Source organism: Streptomyces sp. NPDC101234 (assembly GCF_044767525.1).
GTDB classification, from domain to species: Bacteria; Actinomycetota; Actinomycetes; order Streptomycetales; family Streptomycetaceae; genus Streptomyces; species Streptomyces sasae.
The window spans coordinates 132817-154811 of sequence record NZ_JBIWOA010000022.1 but is presented as its reverse complement, the minus strand read 5'-3'; the positions used below and the strand labels follow the sequence as shown (position 1 = coordinate 154811).

Annotated in this window: 17 protein-coding genes; 15 read left to right on the top strand and 2 right to left on the bottom strand. The window is 71.0% G+C overall.

Features of this window, described 5'->3' with window-relative positions; genetic code table 11:
- Positions 1-201: 201 nt before the first annotated feature.
- From ACIRR9_RS34490 to ACIRR9_RS34465, 6 genes are all read left to right on the top strand, one after another.
- Positions 202-2304, top strand: coding sequence for a glycogen debranching N-terminal domain-containing protein (locus tag ACIRR9_RS34490; RefSeq protein WP_403760063.1), 2103 nt, complete (start codon positions 202-204; stop codon positions 2302-2304).
- Positions 2305-2483: 179 nt separating this feature from the next.
- Entirely contained in the window at positions 2484-3242 is a 759-nt protein-coding gene (locus ACIRR9_RS34485; protein WP_365348203.1) for an NUDIX hydrolase, read from the top strand.
- Between the two features lie 80 nt (positions 3243-3322).
- A complete protein-coding gene (locus ACIRR9_RS34480) occupies positions 3323-6124 on the top strand; it encodes an ATP-binding cassette domain-containing protein (protein WP_403760060.1) in 2802 nt (933 codons plus the stop codon).
- A gap of 162 nt (positions 6125-6286) precedes the next feature.
- Positions 6287-7174, top strand: a complete 888-nt coding sequence (locus tag ACIRR9_RS34475) for a FadR/GntR family transcriptional regulator (RefSeq protein ID WP_384565806.1) — start codon at positions 6287-6289, stop codon at positions 7172-7174.
- A gap of 583 nt (positions 7175-7757) precedes the next feature.
- Positions 7758-9308 (top strand): RNA polymerase sigma factor, encoded by a 1551-nt coding sequence (locus tag ACIRR9_RS34470; RefSeq protein WP_403760057.1) that lies wholly within the window; start codon positions 7758-7760, stop codon positions 9306-9308.
- Positions 9309-9430: 122 nt separating this feature from the next.
- Entirely contained in the window at positions 9431-10297 is an 867-nt protein-coding gene (locus tag ACIRR9_RS34465) for a serine protease (RefSeq protein ID WP_403760054.1), read from the top strand.
- 263 nt (positions 10298-10560) lie between these two features.
- Here ACIRR9_RS34465 and ACIRR9_RS34460 read toward each other — a convergent pair whose 3' ends face one another.
- A complete protein-coding gene (locus ACIRR9_RS34460) occupies positions 10561-10791 on the bottom strand; it encodes a hypothetical protein (RefSeq protein ID WP_123973563.1) in 231 nt (76 codons plus the stop codon).
- Between the two features lie 441 nt (positions 10792-11232).
- Between ACIRR9_RS34460 and ACIRR9_RS34455 the strand changes: the two genes are divergently transcribed.
- The 6 genes from ACIRR9_RS34455 to ACIRR9_RS34430 all read left to right on the top strand — a co-directional run bounded on the left by ACIRR9_RS34455 (position 11233) and on the right by ACIRR9_RS34430 (position 18342).
- Positions 11233-13356 carry a type IIA DNA topoisomerase subunit B gene (locus ACIRR9_RS34455; RefSeq protein ID WP_403760051.1) on the top strand — a complete coding sequence of 708 codons (2124 nt, stop codon included), beginning with the start codon at positions 11233-11235 and terminating at the stop codon, positions 13354-13356.
- Between the two features lie 418 nt (positions 13357-13774).
- Positions 13775-14308 (top strand): DUF1453 domain-containing protein, encoded by a 534-nt coding sequence (locus ACIRR9_RS34450; RefSeq protein WP_403760048.1) that lies wholly within the window; start codon positions 13775-13777, stop codon positions 14306-14308.
- Positions 14305-15456 (top strand): sensor histidine kinase, encoded by a 1152-nt coding sequence (locus ACIRR9_RS34445; RefSeq protein ID WP_403760045.1) that lies wholly within the window; start codon positions 14305-14307, stop codon positions 15454-15456. The genes ACIRR9_RS34450 and ACIRR9_RS34445 overlap by 4 nt, the downstream gene beginning before the upstream one ends.
- Complete coding sequence (locus tag ACIRR9_RS34440; protein ID WP_403760043.1) at positions 15453-16130, top strand: response regulator; 678 nt, start codon at positions 15453-15455, stop codon at positions 16128-16130. The genes ACIRR9_RS34445 and ACIRR9_RS34440 overlap by 4 nt, the downstream gene beginning before the upstream one ends.
- A gap of 68 nt (positions 16131-16198) precedes the next feature.
- A complete protein-coding gene (locus ACIRR9_RS34435; protein ID WP_403760040.1) occupies positions 16199-16753 on the top strand; it encodes a DUF485 domain-containing protein in 555 nt (184 codons plus the stop codon).
- The gene (locus ACIRR9_RS34430; protein WP_403760037.1) at positions 16750-18342 is read left to right on the top strand and encodes a cation acetate symporter; all 1593 of its coding nucleotides are present in this window, start codon (positions 16750-16752) and stop codon (positions 18340-18342) included. The genes ACIRR9_RS34435 and ACIRR9_RS34430 overlap by 4 nt, the downstream gene beginning before the upstream one ends.
- A 27-nt stretch (positions 18343-18369) precedes the next feature.
- Here the strand turns inward: ACIRR9_RS34430 and ACIRR9_RS34425 are convergent, their stop codons facing one another.
- Entirely contained in the window at positions 18370-19062 is a 693-nt protein-coding gene (locus tag ACIRR9_RS34425) for a response regulator (RefSeq protein ID WP_365348226.1), read from the bottom strand.
- 159 nt (positions 19063-19221) lie between these two features.
- On the opposite strand from ACIRR9_RS34425, the gene ACIRR9_RS34420 reads away from it, so the two are divergent.
- The 3 genes from ACIRR9_RS34420 to ACIRR9_RS34410 are packed head-to-tail and all read left to right on the top strand — an operon-like array spanning position 19222 to position 21995.
- Positions 19222-20037 carry an ABC transporter ATP-binding protein gene (locus ACIRR9_RS34420; RefSeq protein ID WP_384558133.1) on the top strand — a complete coding sequence of 272 codons (816 nt, stop codon included), beginning with the start codon at positions 19222-19224 and terminating at the stop codon, positions 20035-20037.
- Positions 20027-20890 carry an ABC transporter permease gene (locus ACIRR9_RS34415; protein WP_403760034.1) on the top strand — a complete coding sequence of 288 codons (864 nt, stop codon included), beginning with the start codon at positions 20027-20029 and terminating at the stop codon, positions 20888-20890. Before ACIRR9_RS34420 ends, ACIRR9_RS34415 begins: the two co-directional genes overlap by 11 nt.
- 52 nt (positions 20891-20942) lie before the next feature.
- Entirely contained in the window at positions 20943-21995 is a 1053-nt protein-coding gene (locus ACIRR9_RS34410; RefSeq protein ID WP_403760031.1) for an ABC transporter substrate-binding protein, read from the top strand.

The window sequence follows — 21995 nt, the reverse complement described above, 5'->3', positions numbered from 1 at the left end:
CGGGCTTGAACGACGCCTCTCCGGATCGCCGTCCGGTCGGGTTCGCCTGGTCGGGGCGTGACCAGGAGGAGCCCTCCTCCGTTCACCTGAGTGGCGGAACGCCTGGACGGGCCGTACCGCCGCCCGTCCCCTGTCCCTCCGGAGACCTCCGTCCGGCGCCCGGCACATCCCAGGCGCACCGAGCGCAGAAGAAGCCTCCCCATGCATCAGCCGAATTTGCCTGCCACCGCCGACGACAACCACCGACGCCGGGACGGCCCACGCCGGCTCCCGGCGGCGGAAGGCGCCCCGGGACAGCCACCCGACCGCGCACCCCGGCCCACACCCTCCCGCCCGGCTCCCGGCGCACGGCGCGCCGACGGGCTGCCGCCCACGCACACCGCCCTGATCTGCGTCGCACTGCCCGGCCTCGCCATTTCCACCGAGCAGGGCCAGCTCTCCGGGCAGGGGCTGGAGGGGTTCTACCGCGCGGGCCGGCGGGTGCTCGCGCGCTGCCAGGTCCGTGTCGCCGGACGCGAACCGCTTCCTGTGCAGGCCCGGATGACGGGGGCGGACTCCGCTCGCTTCGTGGGCACCTTACGGGCCTCCCCGGCGGCCGGCCCGGATCCCGACGTCGTCGTGGAGCGGACCCGGCACGCCGACGGCACCGAGCGCATCACCCTCCGCAGCTTCGCACTCCACCCCCTGCGTCTGCCGCTGGAGGTGGCCCTCGGTACGGACCTCGCGGACCTGAGCGCCATCGCCTCCGGCACCCCCGGCCCGGAACTCCCGGCCACCGTCCACGACTCCGGCCTCCGCTGGGCCACCCCGACCGGCAACGCGTCGGTCACGGCGGACCCGCCACCCGCCGACGCGCTGGCCTCCGCGGGACTGCTGCGCTGGCAGTTCGAACTGCCACCGGGCGGAACGGTGAGCGTGGAACTGCGGGTGCGCCCGGACGGCGCGGGCCCCCTGCGCGCCGTGGGACGCGCCGCCACCAGCCCGCTGGCGCCGGCCAGGGCCGCAGGCGACGACCCGCGGGTCCCGGCACTGCTCAGGACGAGCATCGACGACCTCCAGGCGCTGCTGCTCCGCGACCCGGCGCACCCCTCCGACACCTACCTCGCGGCCGGGGCGCCCTGGCGCTGCGGGCCTGCCCCGGCCGATGCCCTCGCCGCCGCACGGATGACCCTGTCCCTCGGCACCCGCCTGGCCGCCGGCACCCTGCGCACCCTGGCCCGCACCCAACTCCGCGGCCCGGGACCCCAGAGCGGCATGATCCCCGGCCCGCGCCGCGACGCCGGAGCACACCTGCCACCGGGCTGCACGGGTACCGAGGCCACCCTGCTCTTCCCCGCCCTGCTGGCCGAGGCCCGCCGCTGGGGGCTTCCGGAACACGAGACAAGGGAACTGCTGCCTGCCGCCGAGCGCTGTCTGGCCTGGCTGCGTGCCGCGGCGGACGATCACACCTACCTCTGCGACCCGCAGCCCGGCGGGCCCGCGCGCAGCGAGACCCAGGCCCACGCCCATCGGGCGGCCCTGCTCGGTGCCGACCTCCTCGACGCGTACGACCGGCCCGGCGGCACCGGGCTCCGGCAGTGGGCAGCCGAATTGAGGAAGGCGTTCCGGACCGACTTCTGGGTCGAGGACCCGGGCGGCGGGCGTCCGGCGGCGGCGCTGACCCCGGACGGCCGCCCCTTGACCCACCTCGGCGCCACCGCCGTCCACCTGCTCGACACCGGCCTGCTCGGTGCGGGCCGACTGGCCGTCGGTCTGCTCGACAAAGTGCAGACCGAGCAACTCGCCCGGCTGCTCGGCGGCCCCGCCATGGACTCCGGCTGGGGGCTGCGCGGGCTCGGGGCGAAGGAGGCGGGACACAATCCGTTCGGCCACCGGGCCGGGGCCGTCCGGGTACAGGAGACGGCGCTCGCCATCGCCGGGCTGGCTGCGGCGGGCTATGACAAGGAAGCGGGCGGGTTGCTGCGCGGCCTGCTTGCGGCGGCCGAGTACTTCGACCACCGGATGCCCGAGATGTTCGCCGGCGAGCAGCGCTCCGACGGCACCGCTCCCCTTCCGCACCCCGCGGCCTGCCGTCCGGCGGCCACAGCGGCCGCCTCCGGGGTGCTGTTCCTCACCGCGCTCGTCGGCATCCGCCCCGATGCCCCGGCCGGGACCGTCACCCTCCGTCCCGTCCACAGCGCACCCCTGGGTGAACTCGGCCTGACCGGACTGCGGGTCGCCGGGGCGCCCTTCTCGGTGCGGGTGAGCCGGCTCGGCCTGGCCATGGTCGAGGAGGCCGCGGACGGCCTGCAGTTGGGGGTGTGACCCGCAGCCGTCGAGAGCGTGGCCGAGGCGCGACGTGACGGCCGCGACGCAAGGGCGGGCGGCCCGTTCGGCGCCCGCCGGAGTGAGCCGTGGGGTGCATACCGGAGCGAAGTGGATCAGCTGGGTAAGCGAGCGACGAAGGGAGTGTTTATCGTCAGGCAGACGACTATGATCACCGCATGCCCTACGACCCGTCAGCCTTTCCGCCCTTCGCCGTCACCGTGGACCTGGTCGTGCTGACCGTGCGCCGCCATGCCCTGTGCGCGCTGGCGGTCCGCAGAGGCGAGCCGCCGTTCCAGGGGCGCTGGGCGCTGCCGGGGGGCTTCGTGCGGGCCGACGAGGACCTTTCCCAGGCCGCGGCGCGGGAGCTCGCGGAAGAGACCGGGCTCCGTGCCCACGACCCCGACGCCCCCGCCCAGGACGGCGGCGCCCACCTGGAACAGCTGGCGACCTACGGGGACCCCAAGCGCGACCCCCGGATGCGTGTCGTCAGCGTCGCCCACCTCGCCCTCGCCCCCGACCTTCCCGCACCGCGTGCCGGCGGCGACGCCAGCAATGCGCGCTGGGCCCCGGTCGAGGAACTGCTCGCGCAGGGCGGCTACGGCCGGGACGGCGAGCCCGTCGCGCCGCTCGCCTTCGACCACGCCCAGATTCTGTCCGACGGCGTGGAACGAGCCCGCTCCAAGATCGAGTACTCGTCCCTGGCCACCGCGTTCTGTACGCCCGAGTTCACCGTCGGCGAGTTGCGCCGGGTCTACGAGGCGGTGTGGGGTGTGGCGCTCGACCCGCGCAACTTCCATCGCAAGGTGACCGGGACTCCCGGCTTTCTCGTTCCCACCGGGGGCACGACCACCCGTCAGGGTGGCCGCCCGGCCCAGCTCTTCCGCGCCGGCGGCGCCACTCTGCTCAACCCGCCGATGCTGCGGCCCGAGGTGTGACCGTCCGGCAGCGCGAACCCTGACATTCACGAAGTGTTCTATACGGGGAAAAACGGTCATTCCGCGCTATCTTCCCTAAGGTGATCCAGGCCTTCGGACTGACCAGCAACCCCCGCAAGGCGCACCCGCCCGCCGTCGACGACGTGACCTTCGAAGCGCGCGCGGGGCGCGTCACCGCACTCCTCGGCCCAGCGGGCGCGGGCAAGACCACCGCGCTCAGACTGATGCTCGAACTCCAACAGGGGCGTGGACTCACCTACTTCAGAGGCCTCCCCCTGCATCGCATCGCCCACCCGTCGCATGAGGTCGGCGTGGTCCTCGGCGATGTCCCCGGCCACCCGTCCCGCTCGGTCCGCGGCCATCTGCGCATGCTGTGCGCGGCGACCGGAGTCCCGGCCCGCCGTGCCGACGAGGTGCTCGAAGCGGTCGGTCTCGTCAGCCTGCGTGAAGAGCGCCTGGGCACGCTGTCGCGCGGCATGGACCGCCGGCTCGGCCTGGCCTGCGCGCTGCTTCCCGACCCGCACACCCTCGTCCTGGACGAACCCGCGGACGGTCTCTCCACGCGTGAAGCCCGGTGGGTGCACGCCATGCTCCGGGCGCACGCGGCTCAGGGCGGCACGGTGCTGTTCACCACCGCCGAATCCAAGGAGGCCGCTCGCGTCGCGGACCGGGTCGTCACCCTGGAGAGCGGCAGGCTCGTCGCGGACCAGGAGGTCGCCGAGTTCGCCCGTACCCGGCTGCGCCCCCGCGTGGCCGTCCGCAGCCCCCACGCCGCACGGCTCGCCGCCCTCCTCGTCCAGGAGGCCCGTGCCGGTCAGCGCTCGGTGGAAGTCGTGCAGGAAGGCGGTAGCCGTCTCTCGGTGTACGGCAGTACGACCGCCGAGGTCGGTGAGTCCGCGTTCCGCAACGGCATCCTTGTCCACCAACTCGCGGACGAGACCGGCGATATGGGGCCCAAAGCCGACCCGGAGCAGCTGACGGCCGAGCCGCCGGAGGCCGTGCGGCGGCAGCGGATCGAGGGCGAGGGCGAGGGCGAGGACGAGCCGATCGCGGCCGACGGGAACCGAACGGTGTCCGACCGGCGAGGTCCTGACGACGTGCCGGCCACCGACCGGTGGGCCGCGCCCGGTGCGGATCGACGCCAGGACCCCGCGGACAGTACCCCGGTCACCCCGCAGCCGCGGGCGGCGGTCACCCCGCGGCCGGGGAGCCGGTCACTTGTCACCACCGAAAGGGAGCCAGGACCGGGGCGCTCGTCGACCGACCCGGAGCCGTCCGTCACGACCGAAGCGCAGCCGCCCGCGTCCGCCGGGGCGCTCGCCGACGGGCGGACGGCCACGCCCGAGTCATCGCACGGGGAGCCTCCCACCCACGTCTGTCCGGCCGGACCCCCGGCGGTCGCGCTCTCGGCCCGGCCGAGGACCGCCTTCGCCGGTACCCGGCCAACGGCCCCCACCGCATCCACCCCGCGGCAGGCCCAGGCCGCATCCCCGGAACCGTCGGCCCGCATGGCACCCACGGAGCCGGTCTCCGTCACCGTCCCCGCCCAGCCACCGGCCACTACGGTGTCCGCGCAGTCGCCCGCCAATGCTGTTTCCTCCCAGCCGCAGACGGCAGCCGCATCGCTCCAGCCACCGGCCCCCACCGCATCCGGTGAGTCGTCGGCTGCCGCATCCGCGCAGCCGCAGATCGCCGCCGCATCCGGTCGGCGGGCAGCCACCGCCGCATCCGCTCAGCCGGCGGCCGTCGCGGGTGCCACCCGGCCGCAAACGGTCACCGCGCCGGCCCAGCCGCCCGCCCTCGCCACATCCGCCCAGCCGCCGGTACCGGGCCGTCCCGTATCCGACGCCCTCGCCACTCCGGCTGCCTCCCTCCAGTCACCGACCCACGCCGTACCCGTCGAAACCTCCCCAGCCGAATCCCCCACAGCTCAGCCCCCCACAGCTCAGCCCCCCGCCGAACAGTCGGAGCTGCAGCCGACGTCGCGGCCCCGCAAGCCCCCCGCAGCCCCCGACGACCCCGCTCCTTCCGGAGCCGGTCACGCCCGCCGCCCCGAAGACGCCCCTCTCGACGCCCGGTCCTCCCTCCCGCCGCCCATCTCCGTCCGCTCCGCCCCCAGCCCCCTCCGCCCCCTGCGGTACGAGCTCCGTCGGGCCGCCGGGATCGGCGCCGGCTTCGTCATCTGCGGTGTCGTACTGCTGGTGTCCGCCGTCACCGCCGTTCTGCTCGCACGGCTCGGACACACCCCGCAGGCCCGGTTGTTCGCGGCGTGGCCGCGAGAGCTGCCGCTGCCCCCCGCAGCGCTCGGCGCCGGATTGCTCGGGGCACTGGCCTTCGGCGACGAGTTCCGCCACCCCGCGCTGGCGGCGGACCGCGGTACCGTCCCCCGCCGGCTGGGGCTGCTCACCGCGAAACTCCTGGTGTCCGGAGCCACCGCGGTGCTGCTCTCTTTCCTCACCATGGGCTGCGACGCCGAAGTGCTCTATCTCGTCTACGGCCGGGAGTTCGCGCAGGTTCCCGCCGACTGGCTTTCACTGACCGCCGGCTGGGTCGGACTGGTCGCCGGCTGCGCCTGGGCCGGTGTGCTGGCGGCGGGCGTCTTCCGCTCCACCACGGCAGGTCTCGCCGCGGTGCTCGCCGTACCCGTGCTCGTGGTACCCGTCGTACACAAGGCACTGCAGGGACCAGGTGTACGGATGACCGCCGGACTCCCGGTGCGGATGCGGGAGATGTTCCTGCTGCGATGGCCCTTCGGGGGAGAGCGCTATCTGGTCGGAGCGGTGCGGGTGCTCGCCCAACCCGTGGGCGGGGCGCTGGCGTTGTCGCTCACCGCGCTGCTCTGCGCGTATCTGTTCACCACCCTGCGCGCCAGGGGCAGATGACCACGGACCGGGCGCTTCCGATCCCGCTGTGCGCACAACTCCCCGCAGAAAGGCCATTTCTTTCCGATAAGGCGTCAATTGCGACGGGGTGAGCGATCACCCTTTCGTGTGCTTTTCACCAAAGACCTCAAGGGAGTTGGAGGCAGCGCCGACAAAGGATCCGTGAGTACCCTTGCGCACACCATGATGACCGCCGCCCGCTCCGCAGACTCTGGTCTGGTCGGCCCGGGCGAACTCGACCGCTACCCGTATGTGGAGGCCCCCGTCACCGATCGCGTCGGCGTGCCCTCCTGGGAGGGCACGGACCCGGAGCTGGGCCGTGTCGGCCGGCGTGCCGCGGGCAGTCGCGGCCGCGGACTGCACGGTCAACTCGTCCAGCAGCTGGGTCAGATGATCGTTTCCGGCGATCTGGGCGCGGACCGCCCGCTGGTGCCCGAGGAGATCGGCCAGCGTTTCGAGGTCTCCCGCACCGTCGTCCGTGAGTCCCTCCGGGTCCTGGAGGCCAAGGGCCTGGTCAGTGCCCGCCCGAACGTCGGCACGCGCGTGCGTCCCGTCAGTGACTGGAACCTCCTCGACCCGGACATCATCGAGTGGCGGGCCTTCGGGCCGCAGCGCGACGACCAGCGCCGTGAGCTCAGCGAGCTGCGCTGGACGATCGAGCCGCTCGCCGCCCGCCTCGCCGCCGGGCACGGGCGCGAGGACGTCCAGCAGCGCCTCTGCGACATGGTCGAGATCATGAGCCACGCCATGGCGCAGGGCGACGCGCTGACGTTCTCGCGCGCCGACGCCGAGTTCCACTCGCTGCTCATCCAGATCGCGGGCAACCGCATGCTGGAGCACCTCTCCGGCATCGTGTCGGCGGCCCTGCAGGTCTCCGGCGGCCCGGTCACCGGCTGTGACCGGCCGAACGAGACCTCCCTGGCCCAGCACGCGCGGATCGTCGACGCGCTCGGCACCGGCGACGGCACGGCGGCCGAGTCGGCGATGCGTCAACTGCTCACCGTCCATCCCGAGGTCGAGCGCGTGGTGCCCGCCCCGCGCGAGCACTGACCCGCGCCGAGAGCGGTGCGCTCGGTGAGTGCCGCGTTCTCGGGACGCCGCCGGCCCAGGAACCCGCATCCGTCGGACCCCGCCGGAGCCCTCAGGGCTCCGGCGGGGCCCGGCGGCGTGGCGGGGCGTGCGGCGACCGGCGGTACGGCAGGCTCCACGGCGGTCGGGCGAGGTGCCCACGGCGGTGGTACCCGGCGCCTTGAGGCTTTCCTGCGGACGGCCCGGAGCTGCCGTGCGCAGTGCCCGGAGCGGTCGTACGGAGTGCCGGAAGCGGTCGTACGGCGGAGCGTCCGGCGGTCCGAAGGGCCGGAGAGATCATCGAGGACGACATCTGCCCGCGTCTGACCGTTTTTGAGCGCTTACGGGGTGTGACTCGGGCCACGTAGATTGGGCGTAACGCTCTTGCGAACAACGCGATGACCTAAGAGGTGACAGTCGCGGAGGGAATACGGACGCCATTCATGGCGCTGTGAATCTTCCCGGCCCCCGCCCGCGCCGTCGGCCCATCCCCAAGCCGGCGGTCGGCTCCAGTCCGTCATGGACGGGGCCGGAAGCCGTTTTCCAACGTTCCGAGAGGTTGTTCGTGTCGGCCAGCACATCCCGTACGCTCCCGCCGGAGATCGCCGAGTCCGTCTCTGTCATGGCTCTCATTGAGCGGGGAAAGGCTGATGGGCAGATCGCCGGCGACGATGTGCGTCGGGCCTTCGAAGCTGACCAGATTCCGGCCACTCAGTGGAAGAACGTACTGCGCAGCCTCAACCAGATCCTTGAGGAAGAGGGTGTGACGCTGATGGTCAGTGCCGCGGAGCCCAAGCGCACCCGAAAGAGCGTCGCAGCGAAGAGTCCGGCCAAGCGCACCGCCACCAAGACGGTCGCGGCGAAGACGGTGACCACCAGGAAGGCCACCGCCACGGCCGCCCCTGCGGTGTCCTCCGCCGCAGCCGACGACCCGGCCGAGGAGGGGGCGCCCATGAAGAAGGCCGCCGTCGCCAAGAAGGCCCCCACCGCCAAGAAGGCGGCCGCGAAGAAGACCGCGACCGCCGTGAAGAAGACGGTGGCCAAGAAGACCACCGCCAAGAAGGACGACGTCGAGCTCCTCGAGGACGAGGTTCTCGAGGAGGCCAAGGCGGGCGCCGAGGAGCCCGAGGGCACCGAGAACGCGGGCTTCGTCCTGTCCGACGAGGACGAGGACGACGCGCCGGCACAGCAGGTCGCGGCCGCCGGTGCCACCGCCGACCCGGTCAAGGACTACCTCAAGCAGATCGGCAAGGTCCCCCTGCTCAACGCCGAGCAGGAGGTGGAGCTCGCCAAGCGCATCGAGGCCGGTCTGTTCGCCGAGGACAAGCTGGCCAACGCCGACAAGCTCGCCCCGAAGCTCAAGCGCGAGCTGGAGATCATCGCCGAGGACGGCCGCCGCGCCAAGAACCACCTCCTGGAGGCCAACCTCCGTCTGGTGGTCTCCCTGGCCAAGCGTTACACCGGCCGCGGCATGCTCTTCCTGGACCTCATCCAGGAGGGCAACCTCGGTCTGATCCGCGCGGTCGAGAAGTTCGACTACACCAAGGGCTACAAGTTCTCCACGTACGCCACCTGGTGGATCCGTCAGGCGATCACCCGCGCCATGGCCGACCAGGCCCGCACCATCCGTATCCCGGTGCACATGGTCGAGGTCATCAACAAGCTCGCGCGCGTGCAGCGCCAGATGCTCCAGGACCTGGGCCGCGAGCCCACCCCGGAGGAGCTGGCCAAGGAACTCGACATGACCCCGGAGAAGGTCATCGAGGTCCAGAAGTACGGCCGTGAGCCCATCTCCCTGCACACCCCGCTGGGCGAGGACGGCGACAGCGAGTTCGGTGACCTCATCGAGGACTCCGAGGCCGTCGTCCCCGCCGACGCCGTCAGCTTCACGCTCCTCCAGGAGCAGCTGCACTCGGTGCTGGACACCCTGTCCGAGCGCGAGGCCGGTGTCGTCTCCATGCGGTTCGGTCTCACCGACGGTCAGCCGAAGACCCTCGACGAGATCGGCAAGGTGTACGGCGTCACGCGCGAGCGCATCCGCCAGATCGAGTCCAAGACCATGTCGAAGCTGCGCCACCCGTCGCGTTCGCAGGTGCTGCGCGACTACCTCGACTAGGTCGCCGCAGTACGTGATCGTAGGCCCGGTCTCCCCGTGGGGGAGCCGGGCCTTCGTGCTGCGGGCAGCGGTGCTCTGGATGACTCTGGGTTTCCCAGTACCACCCAGAGTGAGGAGCGTGCATGCGCCGTCCTTCTGCCCCGGTCCTGATCCGGCCGCTGATCCTGGCGGCCGTCACCGCGGTCATACCGCTGGCCGGCCCGCCGCCCGCAGCCGCTGACAGCGTTGTCGTCGGGGGTTTTCCCGTCGACGTCTCCCAGGCTCCCTGGACCGTCGCGCTGTCCAGCCGTGACCGGTTCGGGGGTACACGGGCCGGCCAGTTCTGCGGTGGGGTGGCGATCGGCCGGACCACGGTGCTGACCGCGGCCCACTGCCTGGCCGACGAGGTGATCGGCGGCCCGTCCGACCGGGTACGCGACCTCAAGGTCATCGCGGGCCGCACGGATCTGCTCTCGACGCAGGGTCACGAGATCCCCGTGACCGTCGCCCGGATCAATCCGAAGTACGACGCCGCTACGAACACCGGCGACTTCGCGGTCCTCACCCTGGCCCAGCCGCTGCCGGCCGACGCGGTCGTCAAGATGGCCGCCAAGGGTGACGCCGCCTACAAGCCCGGTACCACTGCCCAGGTCACGGGATGGGGTGACGTCACAGGCGGCGGTGACTACTCGCGACGACTGTATGCGGCGCGCGTCCACGTGCTGGCCGACGAGACCTGCGAGCGGGCCTATCCGGGCGGCGCCGAAGGCACCTACCGGGCGGGCTCCATGGTGTGCGCCGGGGAGGCCACGGGCGGTCCCGACGCGTGCCAGGGCGACAGCGGGGGGCCGCTGGTCGCCGAGGGGCGTCTGATCGGGCTCGTGTCGTGGGGCAACGGCTGTGGACGCCCGGGCAGCCCTGGCGTCTATACGCGCGTCTCCGAGGCCGTACGGGCGCTGGGCCCCGGCGGTGCCCTCAACGGGTCCCGCCGGCCTCACAAGCGCCTCTGAGGGCCGCTGCGGGCATACGACGACGGGGGGGGGCGCCCCCCCCGGGGGGGGCCCCCCCCCCCCCCCCCCCCCCCCCGGGGGGGGGGGGGGGGGGTGCCGTGGGGGGGGGGGCCCCCGGGGGGCCCCCACAGGGGCCCCCCCGGCCCAACCACGCGCCTCGGGGGGCGGGGGGGGCAACCCCCGGCGGGGCGCCCCCCCCCCGGGGGGCGCCCCCGCCCGTTCACCGGCCTGCGCCGGGGCTGGCTCGTCGTGGATGCGAGAGGTCAGCGCTCATCTTCGGAGGCGGTGGCAGGGGCGGTCGTCAGCCGCTCCGTCTCGTCCTGTATCTCAGCGGCGATCTTCTTGAGTTCCGGCTCGAACTTGCGACCGTGGTGGGCGCAGAAGAGCAGTTCTCCGCCGCTGAGCAGCACGACGCGCAGGTATGCCTGGGCGCCGCAGCGGTCGCAGCGATCGGCGGCCGTCAGGTGGCTCGCGGGGGTCAGAACAGTAGTCACGTCGCCTCTTCTCTAGCTCGACGAGCTGTCGTACCAGGGTCAACATCCAACCAGCCCGAAAACGTTCCCGCTCGGAGCTTCTCCTCGAAAAAAATCTTTCGAGGTGGCCGTCTGCTGCCGGTTGGCGGCGAATGTGCCGTATTGCGTGTCTTGCGGTGCTTACGGGTTCGCGCGATTCATCGGTTTCATCCTCCCGGCCGGGTTGCCGGTTGTTTGTGAGGACGTGCCCGGAGCCTAAATGGTTCATGCCTCGAAGGGAACGTGATATGTACTTCACTCCATCGAGGGATCGAACACCCATGCGACCCTGGACTAGGGTGAGTTCTCTACGAGGGTGGCGTTACAACGGCTCTACCAGGCCTCGGTACCCTCTGAACGGCGACCGAAGCCGGCCCCTTACCCCAAAGGGGCCCCACTGAAATTCAGCGAGGAGCGAACCGCGTGACCGCCGATACGTCCGTGCCGTCCACTGCGCTGCTGGCAGGAGCAGACCGGGACGGCTCCAACTACACCGCGCGGCACCTGCTCGTTCTCGAGGGCCTCGAAGCCGTGCGCAAGCGTCCCGGCATGTACATCGGCTCCACGGACAGCCGTGGTCTGATGCACTGCCTGTGGGAGATCATCGACAACGCCGTGGACGAGGCCCTCGGCGGCTACTGCGACCACATCGACGTCATCCTTCACGACGACGGCTCCGTCGAGGTGCGGGACAACGGCCGCGGCATCCCCGTGGACGTCGAGCCCAAGACCGGCCTGTCCGGCGTCGAGGTCGTCATGACCAAGCTGCACGCCGGCGGCAAGTTCGGAGGCGGCTCCTACGCCGCCTCCGGCGGTCTGCACGGCGTCGGCGCCTCCGTGGTCAACGCGCTCTCCGCGCGCCTCGATGTCGAGGTGGACCGTGGCGGCCAGGTGCACGCGATCAGCTTCCGCCGCGGTGTGCCGGGGGCCTTCGCGGGCGTCGGCCCGGACGGAAAGTTCGAGTCCGGCAGCGGGCTGCGCAAGATCAAGAGGGTGCCCAAGACCCGCACCGGCACGCGTGTGCGCTACTGGGCCGACCGCCAGATCTTCCTCAAGGACGCCAAGCTCTCCTTGGAGAACCTGCACCAGCGCGCCCGCCAGACCGCGTTCCTGGTGCCCGGCCTGACCATCGTCGTCCGTGACGAGTACGGCCTGGGCGAGGGTGGCAGCAAGGGCGAGGAGTCCTTCCGCTTCGACGGCGGCATCAGCGAGTTCTGCGAGTACCTGGCCACCGACAGGCCGGTCTGCGACGTCCTCCGCTTCTCCGGGCAGGGCACCTTCAAGGAGACCGTCCCGGTCCTGGACGAGCACGGCCAGATGACCCCCACCGAGGTCACCCGCGAACTCGGCGTCGACGTCGCGATGCGCTGGGGCACCGGTTACGACGCGAACCTGAAGTCGTTCGTCAACATCATCGCCACGCCCAAGGGCGGCACCCACGTGGCCGGCTTCGAGCAGGCCGTCCGCGAAACCCTCAACGAGGTACTGCGCGCCAAGAAGCTGCTGCGCGTCGCCGAGGACGACATCGTCAAGGACGACGCCCTGGAGGGCCTCACCGCCGTCGTCACCGTCCGCCTCGCCGAGCCGCAGTTCGAGGGCCAGACCAAGGAGGTCCTCGGCACCTCGGCGGCCCGCCGGATCGTGAACAACGTGATCTCCAAGGAACTGAAGGCGTTCCTGACCTCCACCAAGCGCGACGCGGCCGCCCAGGCCCGCGTGGTCATGGAGAAGGTGGTCGCCGCCGCGCGGACCCGTATCGCCGCCCGCCAGCACAAGGACGCGCAGCGCCGCAAGACGGCCCTGGAGTCCTCGTCGCTGCCGGCCAAGCTCGCCGACTGCCGCAGCGACGACGTCGAGCGCAGCGAGCTCTTCATCGTCGAGGGCGACTCCGCGCTCGGTACGGCGAAGCTGGCCCGGAACTCCGAGTTCCAGGCGCTGCTGCCGATCCGCGGCAAGATCCTCAACGTGCAGCGGTCCTCGGTGACGGACATGCTCAAGAACGCCGAGTGCGGCGCGATCATCCAGGTCATAGGGGCGGGCTCCGGCCGCACCTTCGACATCGACGCGGCCCGCTACGGCAAGATCATCATGATGACCGACGCCGACGTCGACGGCTCGCACATCCGCTGCCTGCTGCTGACGCTGTTCCAGCGCTACATGCGGCCCATGGTCGAGGCGGGCCGGGTCTTCGCGGCGGTGCCGCCGCTGCACCGTATCGAGATCGTCCAGCCCAAGAAGGGCCAGGACAAGTACGTGTACACGTACTCGGACCGGGAGCTGCGCGACAAGCTCATGGAGTTCCAGAGCAAGGGCGTCCGGTACAAGGACTCGATCCAGCGCTACAAGGGTCTGGGCGAGATGGACGCCGACCAGCTGGCCGAGACGACGATGGACCCGCGTCACCGCACCCTGCGCCGTATCAACCTCTCCGACCTCGAAGCGGCCGAGCAGGTCTTCGACCTCCTGATGGGCAATGATGTCGCCCCTCGCAAGGAGTTCATCTCCGGCTCGGCGGCGACGCTGGACAGGTCGCGGATCGACGCGTGACCGCTGCGCGGGGCCGCCGCCGACTCACCTGACCTGAGGGTGGTCCGTCGGCCGGCGGCCCTCGCCGGGCGCTCAGGCGGCTGTGCGGGCGACGAGGTGTGATCGGGAGCCCCGGCGGATGCCGGGGCTCCTCGGCCGTTCCGGGGGTGCGGCGCGCCTCGTGCCGGGGCGGGCACGGTCTCCGCCAGGTCCGGAGTCCCTCTCGACCCGCCCTGGAGGTGTGCTTCCAGGGCACCTCCGGGCTGCTGCTCCGGTGACTCCCGGGTTGCTCTCCACCCGGGGGTGGAGAGATCCCGCTCGCCGGATTCCACCCGGGGTCCACCCGCACTCCGATCTGCTGACCTGCGCGTTTCCGTAGTGTCGAAGGCGTCGGCAGCTCCCGCTCCCGACACCGCCCCTTCCGCTCACGGAGGCTCTGATGCCCGGGCTCGTCAACGCGTTGCTGATCGTGGCAGTCGTCGTCGTGGTGATCGTGCGCCAGTTTCGTGCCCGCCCCGTCGACACCGGCCGGCGCTGGTGGCTGCTGCCGGTGATCCTCGCGGTCGTCGCGCTTCGCGAACCCGGCATACTCGACGCCCACCACCGCATCGGATCCGCCCTGCTGCTCGCCACCGAGATGGTGGTGGGACTGGTGATGGGCGCCGCCTGGGCCTGGACCACCCGCGTGCGGACGGAACCCGACGGCGTCGTGTGGACCAAGAGCACCAAGGCGAGCGCGTTCGTCTGGTTCGCCGGTATAGCCGTGCGCATCGGCCTCTTCGCCCTCGGAGCCGTGCTCGGCATCCATCAGGACAGCGCGGCCCTGATGCTCGGGCTGGCGGTCCTCCTGGTGGTCCGCTCCGGCATCCTCGTCTGGCGTGCCCAGACCCTCCCCTCCGCTCCGTCCACGGGCGGTCCCACCCGGGCGTACGGTGACGGCATGGCCCGGGCCACCAGGAAGGAGGGCGTGTGACGGAGAACGTCTGGACGCGCTGGCCCTCCCGCGAAGCGCTGAGCCGCGCCGGGATCGCTCCGGCACGGCGCGCGCTCGCCTGGTTCGTGAGGCTGCTCGTCCTCGCCCTGCTCCTGTGGGGTGCCTTCCATGAACGGCACGTCCACGGCTGGCCCGCCATGGCGGCCGTGGCCGGTGTGATCGTGACCGCCGTCGTCTCCTGGGGCTTCTTCCGGACCACCTACGCCCACCGGCTGGTGCCCTCCCTGGCGCTCGTCAGCCTCCTTCTGGCGATCGCGATCGTCGCGCAGGCCGAGGGATTCCGGGGCCCGGCACTTGTGCTCTGGTGCGGTTGCGGGATCTCCGCCCTGGAGCGGCTGCCGCTCGGTGCCGCCGTACCCGTCGCGTCCGTCGGCCTCGCCTCGTACGCCGCGTACAACAGCGACGTGTGGCTGACCACGGCGGCCACGGCCGTCGGCATGGCCCTCGCCGGCTATGTGCTGCGGCTCGACGCCGAGGCCCGGGGCAGCGCCCAGCGGCTGCTGGCGCAGGAGCGCGCGGCGAGAGAGGCCGAGGCGGAGTCGGCGGCGCTGGCGGAGCGGGCCAGGATCGCCCGGGAGATCCACGATGTACTGGCCCACAGCCTCTCGGCCCAGATGGTGCACCTGGAGGCGGCGCGGCTGCTGATCGAGCGCGGAGCCGACCGGGAGCAGATCCTCGAACGGGTCGTGGCCGCCCGGGGAATGGCCCGGGACGGACTCGCCGAGACCCGCCAGGCACTGTCCGCCCTCCGCGGTGAGCTGACCCCGCTGGAGGACTTCCTCACGGAGATCGTCGGGTCGGTCGACGGCGCCGATGTCACCGTGACGGGTGAACGCAGGGCCCTGCCCGCCGAGGCGTCACAGACCGTACGACGCGTCGCCCAGGAGGCCCTGACGAATGTCCGCAAGCATGCCTACGGCGCCAAGGTCCAGGTACGGCTGGACTACAGCGAGCACGAAGTGACGCTGAACGTGCGGGACTCGGGCGGTCGTCCCGGCGAACTCACCGGCGCGGGCGGCGGGTACGGTCTGCTGGGTATGCGGGAGCGGGCCGAGTTGCTGGGCGGGTCGCTGGAGGCAGGGCGTGACGACGAGGGGTTCGAGGTGAGGTTGAGGGTGCCCGTATGACGGAGGGGGTGAAGAAGCCCGCGCGGGTGGTGGTCGCCGACGACCAGACAGTGGTCAGGGAGGGCATCGTGATGCTCCTCGGACTGCTCCCCGGCGTGGAGGTCGTCGGAGCGGCGGGCGACGGGGAGGAGGCGGTACGGCTGGTCGCCGAACTCGCTCCGGACGTGGTGCTGATGGACCTGCGGATGCCGCGTTGCGACGGGGTGGAGGCGACCCGGCGGATCAGGTCGGAGTATCCCGGGACACAGGTCGTGGTGCTCACCACGTTCGCGGACGACGAGTCGCTGTTCCCGGCGCTGAGAGCCGGCGCCCGCGGCTACCTCACCAAGGACGCGGGCGGCGACGAGATCGTGCGGGCTGTGGAGAGCGTGCTCTCGGGAGACGCGGGACTGTCGCCGAGCATCCAACGGCGGCTGCTGGAAAGGCTGTCGCAGTCCGAGCCGGCGCCCGCGGCCACCGAGGCTCCCGACGGCTTGACCGCGCGGGAGACCGAGGTCCTGGTGCTGATCGCCGAGGGGCTCACCAACCAGGAGATCGCCCGGAAGCTGCACGTCTCCACCGCGACCGTGAAGACGCATATCAACAACCTGTTCGCCAAGACGGGGCTCAAGGACCGGGCCCAGGCGGTGCGTTACGCCTACGGAAAGGGATTGGTGCGGCCACCAGCGGATTGAGTCACCTGATGGGGTGAGACCCGGGGGAAGAAGAGTCAGGGATCTTCCCGATCTGTCCATCCTTGGGCATGCAGTCAAGCAACGGGCGTCACCGTGACGGCGGAGGCGGCTCCGAGAGTCCGGCCGAACGGCACGAGGACCAGGGCGAGTACGGCACGGCCTCGCGAGAAGTCAGGTACGAGGATCCCTGGTACGACGCGCTGGCCTCCGGCTGGGGCGAGGTGGACGGCACCGGGGCACCGGCTCCCGTGCCGGCCGCGCGAACCGAGCCGGATGCGGCGGCAGTTCGCGCCCGTGACGTGTATCTGGAGGTGCAGCGCAGCGCGGCCTTCCAGGAGGTGCGCAGCCGTTACCGAAGGTTCGTGGTGCCGGGAGTCGCCGTCTTTCTCACCTGGTACGTGGGGTACGTGGTGACCGCGACGACCGTGCCCGGGCTGATGGCGAGGCCCGTCGCGGGGGCGGTGAACGTGGGGATGGTCGCGGGGCTCGGGCAGTTCCTCACCACGTTCGTGCTCACCTGGGCCTACGCCCGGCATGCGCGGCTGCGCAGGGATCGTGCCGCGCTGGACCTGCGCTGGGACACCCAGGAGCTGACGCGCGGAGTCCGAGGTGGTGAGTCATGACGGGCCGTCATCAGACCCTGGCCCTGCTGCTGTTCAGTGTGTTCGTCGCCGTGACGCTCGGGATCACGACCTGGGTGAGCCGGAAGCGGCGTGGTTCGGCCGAGGAGTTCTACGCCGGAGGCCGGCTCTTCTCCCCGATGGAGAATGGTTTTGCCATCGCGGGCGACTACATGTCGGCGGCTTCCTTCCTCGGTGTGACCGGGCTCATCGCGCTCTTCGGCTACGACGGGCTGCTGTATGTGGTGGGCTTCCTGGTCGCGTGGCTGGTCGTGCTGTTCCTGGTGGCCGAACTCGTCCGCAACTGCGGGCGGTTCACGCTCGCCGACGTGATCGCCGCACGGATGAGCGAGCGGCCCGTCCGGATCGCGGCGGGAACTTCCTCGGTCACGGTGTCCGTTCTCTATTTGGTGGCGCAAATGGTGGGGGCGGGCAGCCTGGTCGCGCTGCTGCTGGGGCGGACGAGCGAGGCGGCCCAGGAGTGGACGGTCATCGGGGTCGGCGCGCTGATGGTGATCTATGTGTCGTTGGGAGGGATGCGGGCCACCACCTGGATCCAGATCGTGAAGGCGGTCCTGCTGATGGGCGGGACGGTGGCGCTGACCGTGCTGGTGCTGCTGCGGTTCCACGGCGACGTCGACCGGCTGCTGCTCACGGCCGCCGACCGCAGTGGGCACGGGCAGGCGTTCCTGGCGCCTGGGCTGAGGTACGGCGGAAGCTGGACCGCACGACTGGACTTCATCAGCCTGGGGCTGGCGCTGGTCCTGGGGACGGCGGGGCTGCCGCACATCCTGTCCCGCTTCTACACGGTGCCGACCGCGAAGGCCGCCAGGCGTTCGACGGTGTGGTCGATCGGGCTGATCGGCGGCTTCTATCTGATGACGATCGTGCTCGGTTTCGGAGCGGCGGCCGTCGTCGGGCCGGATGCGGTGCGCGCGTCGAGTGCGTCGGGGAACACGGCGATGCCGCTGCTGGCGCTCGATCTGGGCGGCGGCGCGGGCTCCACAGGCGGAACGGTTCTGTTCGCGGTCGTCGCCGCCGTCGCGTTCGCCACCATCCTCGCGGTGGTCGCCGGGATCACCCTCGCCTCCTCGGCGTCCGTCGCCCACGACCTGTATGCCTCGCTGCGCAGGCCGCATGCCAGGCAGCGCAGCGAGGTGGCGGTGGCGCGCGCGTCGGCGGTCGGCATCGGTGTGGTGGCCATCGCCCTCGGCCTGCTGGCCAAGGACATGAACGTCGCCTTCCTGGTGGGTCTGGCCTTCGCGGTGGCGGCCTCGGCGAATCTGCCGGCGCTGCTGTACTCGCTGTTCTGGCGTGGCTTCACGACCCGCGGCGCGGTGTGGGCCGTATACGGCGGACTGGTCCCTGCCCTGGGTCTGGTCGTGCTGTCCCCGGTGGTGTCGGGGAGCCCGGATTCGCTGTTTCCGGGCGTGGACTTCCAGTACTTCCCGTTGCAGAACCCGGGGATCGTCTCCATCCCGCTCGGCTTCCTCGCCGGCTGGCTCGGCACGGTCACCTCGGACGAGGTCGCGGACGAGGCCAAGTACGCGGAGACCGAGGTGCGGTCGCTGACCGGGGCGGGAGCGGTCTGAAGGGACAACGGTGCCGAACCGAAGGCGCTACGGCGCCACCCATGCGTACCGGTGCTCCGGACGTCCGGTGTCGCCGTACTTCAGGGAGAGACGGAGGCGGCCGGCCTGTTCCAGGTGGCGGAGGTAGCGCTGCGCGGTGGAGCGGCTCAGGCCGGTCTCGGCGGCCACCTCGTGGGCCGAGAGGGGGTGGCCCGCGCGGTGCAGGACCCCGCAGATGAGGTCGGTCGTGGGTTCGGACTGGCCGCTGGGCAGGCCGGGCGCGGACGAGGCCGGTGAGGTGCGCAGGGCGCCGAAGATCCGGTCGACCTGTTCCTGGCCCGTCAGGCCCCGGCCGCCGACCCGGTCCACCGTGCGGCGCAGGGCCGCGTAGGAGTCCAGGCGGGTCCGCAGCGCGGCGAAGGTGAACGGCTTCACCAGGTAGTGCAGGGCGCCCAGACGCATGGCCCGCTGGACGGTGGTCACATCGCTGGCGGCCGTGATCATGATGACGTCGGTGCCATGGCCCTGCTCCCGCATGCGGTGGACGAGTTCGAGGCCGGTCTGGTCCGGCAGATAGTGGTCCAGCAGGACCAGATCGATGGTCCCGCGCTCGACGGCGGCCAGGGCCTGGGCAGCGCTGTGAGCGCGGGCGGCCACCCGGAACCCGGGAACCTTTCCCACGTACTTGGCGTTTATCTCGGCGACGCGGAAGTCGTCGTCCACCACCAGGACGTCAATCATTCAGGCCTCTCCTTCAAGGCCGGCGAGCGTTAAGCCCGTGTTTCGTCTGCGCAGTTGTAGCGCGAGCAAAAAGAGCACAACAGGTGCTTGCGAGCAAAAGAACGGCTTGCGACCAGAAGACTGCTGTTGTGGTGCGGACCACACCTACCGTCCCGGCCCATGAGCGCAGACACCAGCCCCGCCATCGAGCTACGGGGCGCGAGCAAGATCTTCAAGACCCCGTCGGGGGGTCTGCACACGGCCGTCCGCGACCTCGACCTCACCGTCGGGCGCGGTGAGTTCGTGGCCGTCGTAGGGCCGACGGGTTGCGGCAAGTCCACCACGCTGACCCTGGTCAGCGGGCTGGAGGAGCCCAGCGAGGGCGAGGTGCTGGTGGCCGGTGAGCCGGTGGCCGGCGTCGGCGACAAGGTCGGCTTCGTCTTCCAGCAGGACGCCACCTTCCCCTGGCGGACCGTGCTGTCCAACGTGATGGCGGGCCCCCGCTTCCGGGGCGTGCCCAAGGCGGAGGCCAGGGACAAGGCCCGCGCCTGGCTGGCCAAGGTCGGTCTCGCAGCCTTCGAGGACCGTTACCCGCACCAGCTCTCCGGCGGTCAGCGCAAGCGTGTGGCGCTCGCCGCGACCTTCGTCAACGACCCCGAGATCCTGCTCATGGACGAGCCGTTCTCCGCGCTCGACGTACAGACCCGGGCCCTGATGTCGGACGAACTCCTCGAGCTGTGGGAGGGCACGGGCGCCTCCGTCGTGTTCGTCACCCACGACCTGGAGGAGTCCATCGCGCTGGCCGACAAGGTCGTCGTCATGACCGCCGGGCCCGCGACCGTGAAGCAGGTCTTCGAGATCGACCTGCCCCGCCCGCGCAAGGTCGAGAAGGTGCGTCTGGAGCCGCGGTTCATCGAGATCTACCGCGAGATCTGGGAGTCCCTCGGCGAAGAGGTCCGCATCACCCGTGAGAGGGGCGCCGCTCATGTCGCCTGACACCCTCAGCACCCCGGTCGTCGAGACGGCCAAGACCCCGGACCGCGCCCAGACACGCGCCCAGGCCGCCCGCAGACGCAAGGCCATCGTGTTCGCCGTGCGCGTGCTGCTTCTGGTGGCGTTCCTCGGCCTGTGGGAGCTGCTGTCCCGGACCAAGGTCATCGACCCGTTCAACTTCTCGATGCCCTCGAAGATCTGGGACCAGATCTGGACCTGGGTCACGCACGGCACCGCGCTCGGCTCCCTGGGCGAGCAGATCTGGTACACGCTCTACGAGGCGCTGCTCGGCTGGGTCATCGGTGTCATCACCGGTGTCGTCTTCGGTATCGCGCTGGGGCGGATCAGCTTCCTCGCCGATGTCCTCGGTCCGTTCATCAAGGTGCTCAACTCGATCCCCAGGATCGTCCTCGCCCCGATCTTCCTGATCTGGTTCGGGCTCGGCCCGTCCTCCAAGGTCGCCTCGGCCGTGGTGCTGGTCTTCTTCCCGGTGTTCTTCAACGCCTTCCAGGGCGCCCGCGAGGTCGACCGCAACCTCGTCGCCAACGCCCGCATCCTGGGCGCCAGCGATCGCCGGGTGACCCTCCAGGTGGTCATCCCGTCGGCCACCTCCTGGATCTTCACCAGCCTCCACGTGAGCTTCGGCTTCGCGCTCATCGGCGCCATCGTCGGCGAGTACATCGGCGCCACCAAGGGCATCGGCCTGCTCGTCTCGCAGTCGCAGAACACCTTCAACCCGGCCGGCGTCTACGCCGCGATGGTCATCCTCGCCGTCGTCGCCCTCGCCGCCGAAGGGCTCCTCACCTTCGTCGAGCACCGCATCTTCCGCTGGAAGCCGACCGGCTCCGACAGCTGAGCCCTGCCCTTCTCCTGCTCCCGCACCGCCCTCTCACAAGGACGTGAACCCCATGCGCAACACCGCCAGATACGCCTCGCTCGCCGCCGCCGGCCTGCTGGCCCTCTCCTCGCTCACCGCCTGCGCCAACGACGCGGCCAGCTCCACCGCCACCGGCAGCAAGGGCGACGGCAAGGGCGAGAAGGTCAAGATCATGGTCGGTGGCCTGGACAAGGTCATCTACCTGCCCGCCATGCTCACCCAGCAGCTCGGCTACTTCGACGCCGAGGGCCTCGACGTGGAGCTGCTCAGCGAGCCCGCAGGCGTCCAGGCCGAGACCGCGCTCGTCTCCGGGCAGGTCCAGGGCACCGTCGGGTTCTACGACCACACGCTCGACCTGCAGACCAAGGGCAAGGCGGTCGAGTCCGTCGTGCAGTTCTCGCATGCGCCCGGCGAGGTCGAGATCGTCTCCACCAAGGCGGCCGGCGACATCACCTCGCCCAAGGACTTCAAGGGGAAGAAGCTCGGCGTCACGAGCCTGGGCTCCTCGACCGACTTCCTCACCAAGTACCTCGCGGTCAAGAACGGTGTGAAGGTCAGCGAGTTCACGCCGGTCGCGGTGGGGGCCGGAGCGACGTTCATAGCGGCGCTCCAGAAGGGCGCGATCGACGGCGGTATGACGACCGACCCGACGGTCGCCACGGTCCTGGACAAGAAGGCGGGCAACGTCCTTGTCGACATGCGCACCCCCGAGGGCTCGCAGAAGGCGCTGGGCGGGCCGTACCCGTCGTCAAGTCTGTACATGCAGACGGACTGGGTGAACGCGCACAAGGACACCGTCCAGAAGTTGGCCAATGCATTCGTCAAGACGCTCAAGTGGATGTCCACGCACAATGCCGCCGAGATCGCGGCCAAGATGCCGGCCGACTACTCCCAGGGCGACAAGACGCTCTACACGGAGGCCATCAAGAGCACGCTGCCGATGTTCACCGACGACGGTGTGATGCCCGCGAACGGACCCGCGACCGTCGAGAAGGTGCTCAAGGCGTTCAACCCGAACATCCAGAACGCCGATGTCGACCTCGCCAAGACGTACACCACGGAGTTCGTCGAGGCCGCCAAGTAG

Coding starts and splice junctions, on each gene's coding strand:
- ACIRR9_RS34410 (WP_403760031.1), top strand. CDS start 20,943: ATGCGCAACACCGCCAGATACGCCTCGCTCGCCGCCGCCGGCCTGCTG.
- ACIRR9_RS34440 (WP_403760043.1), top strand. CDS start 15,453: ATGACGGAGGGGGTGAAGAAGCCCGCGCGGGTGGTGGTCGCCGACGAC.
- ACIRR9_RS34425 (WP_365348226.1), bottom strand. CDS start 19,062: ATGATTGACGTCCTGGTGGTGGACGACGACTTCCGCGTCGCCGAGATA.
- ACIRR9_RS34490 (WP_403760063.1), top strand. CDS start 202: ATGCATCAGCCGAATTTGCCTGCCACCGCCGACGACAACCACCGACGC.
- ACIRR9_RS34420 (WP_384558133.1), top strand. CDS start 19,222: ATGAGCGCAGACACCAGCCCCGCCATCGAGCTACGGGGCGCGAGCAAG.
- ACIRR9_RS34465 (WP_403760054.1), top strand. CDS start 9,431: ATGCGCCGTCCTTCTGCCCCGGTCCTGATCCGGCCGCTGATCCTGGCG.
- ACIRR9_RS34430 (WP_403760037.1), top strand. CDS start 16,750: ATGACGGGCCGTCATCAGACCCTGGCCCTGCTGCTGTTCAGTGTGTTC.
- ACIRR9_RS34435 (WP_403760040.1), top strand. CDS start 16,199: ATGCAGTCAAGCAACGGGCGTCACCGTGACGGCGGAGGCGGCTCCGAG.
- ACIRR9_RS34450 (WP_403760048.1), top strand. CDS start 13,775: ATGCCCGGGCTCGTCAACGCGTTGCTGATCGTGGCAGTCGTCGTCGTG.
- ACIRR9_RS34485 (WP_365348203.1), top strand. CDS start 2,484: ATGCCCTACGACCCGTCAGCCTTTCCGCCCTTCGCCGTCACCGTGGAC.
- ACIRR9_RS34415 (WP_403760034.1), top strand. CDS start 20,027: ATGTCGCCTGACACCCTCAGCACCCCGGTCGTCGAGACGGCCAAGACC.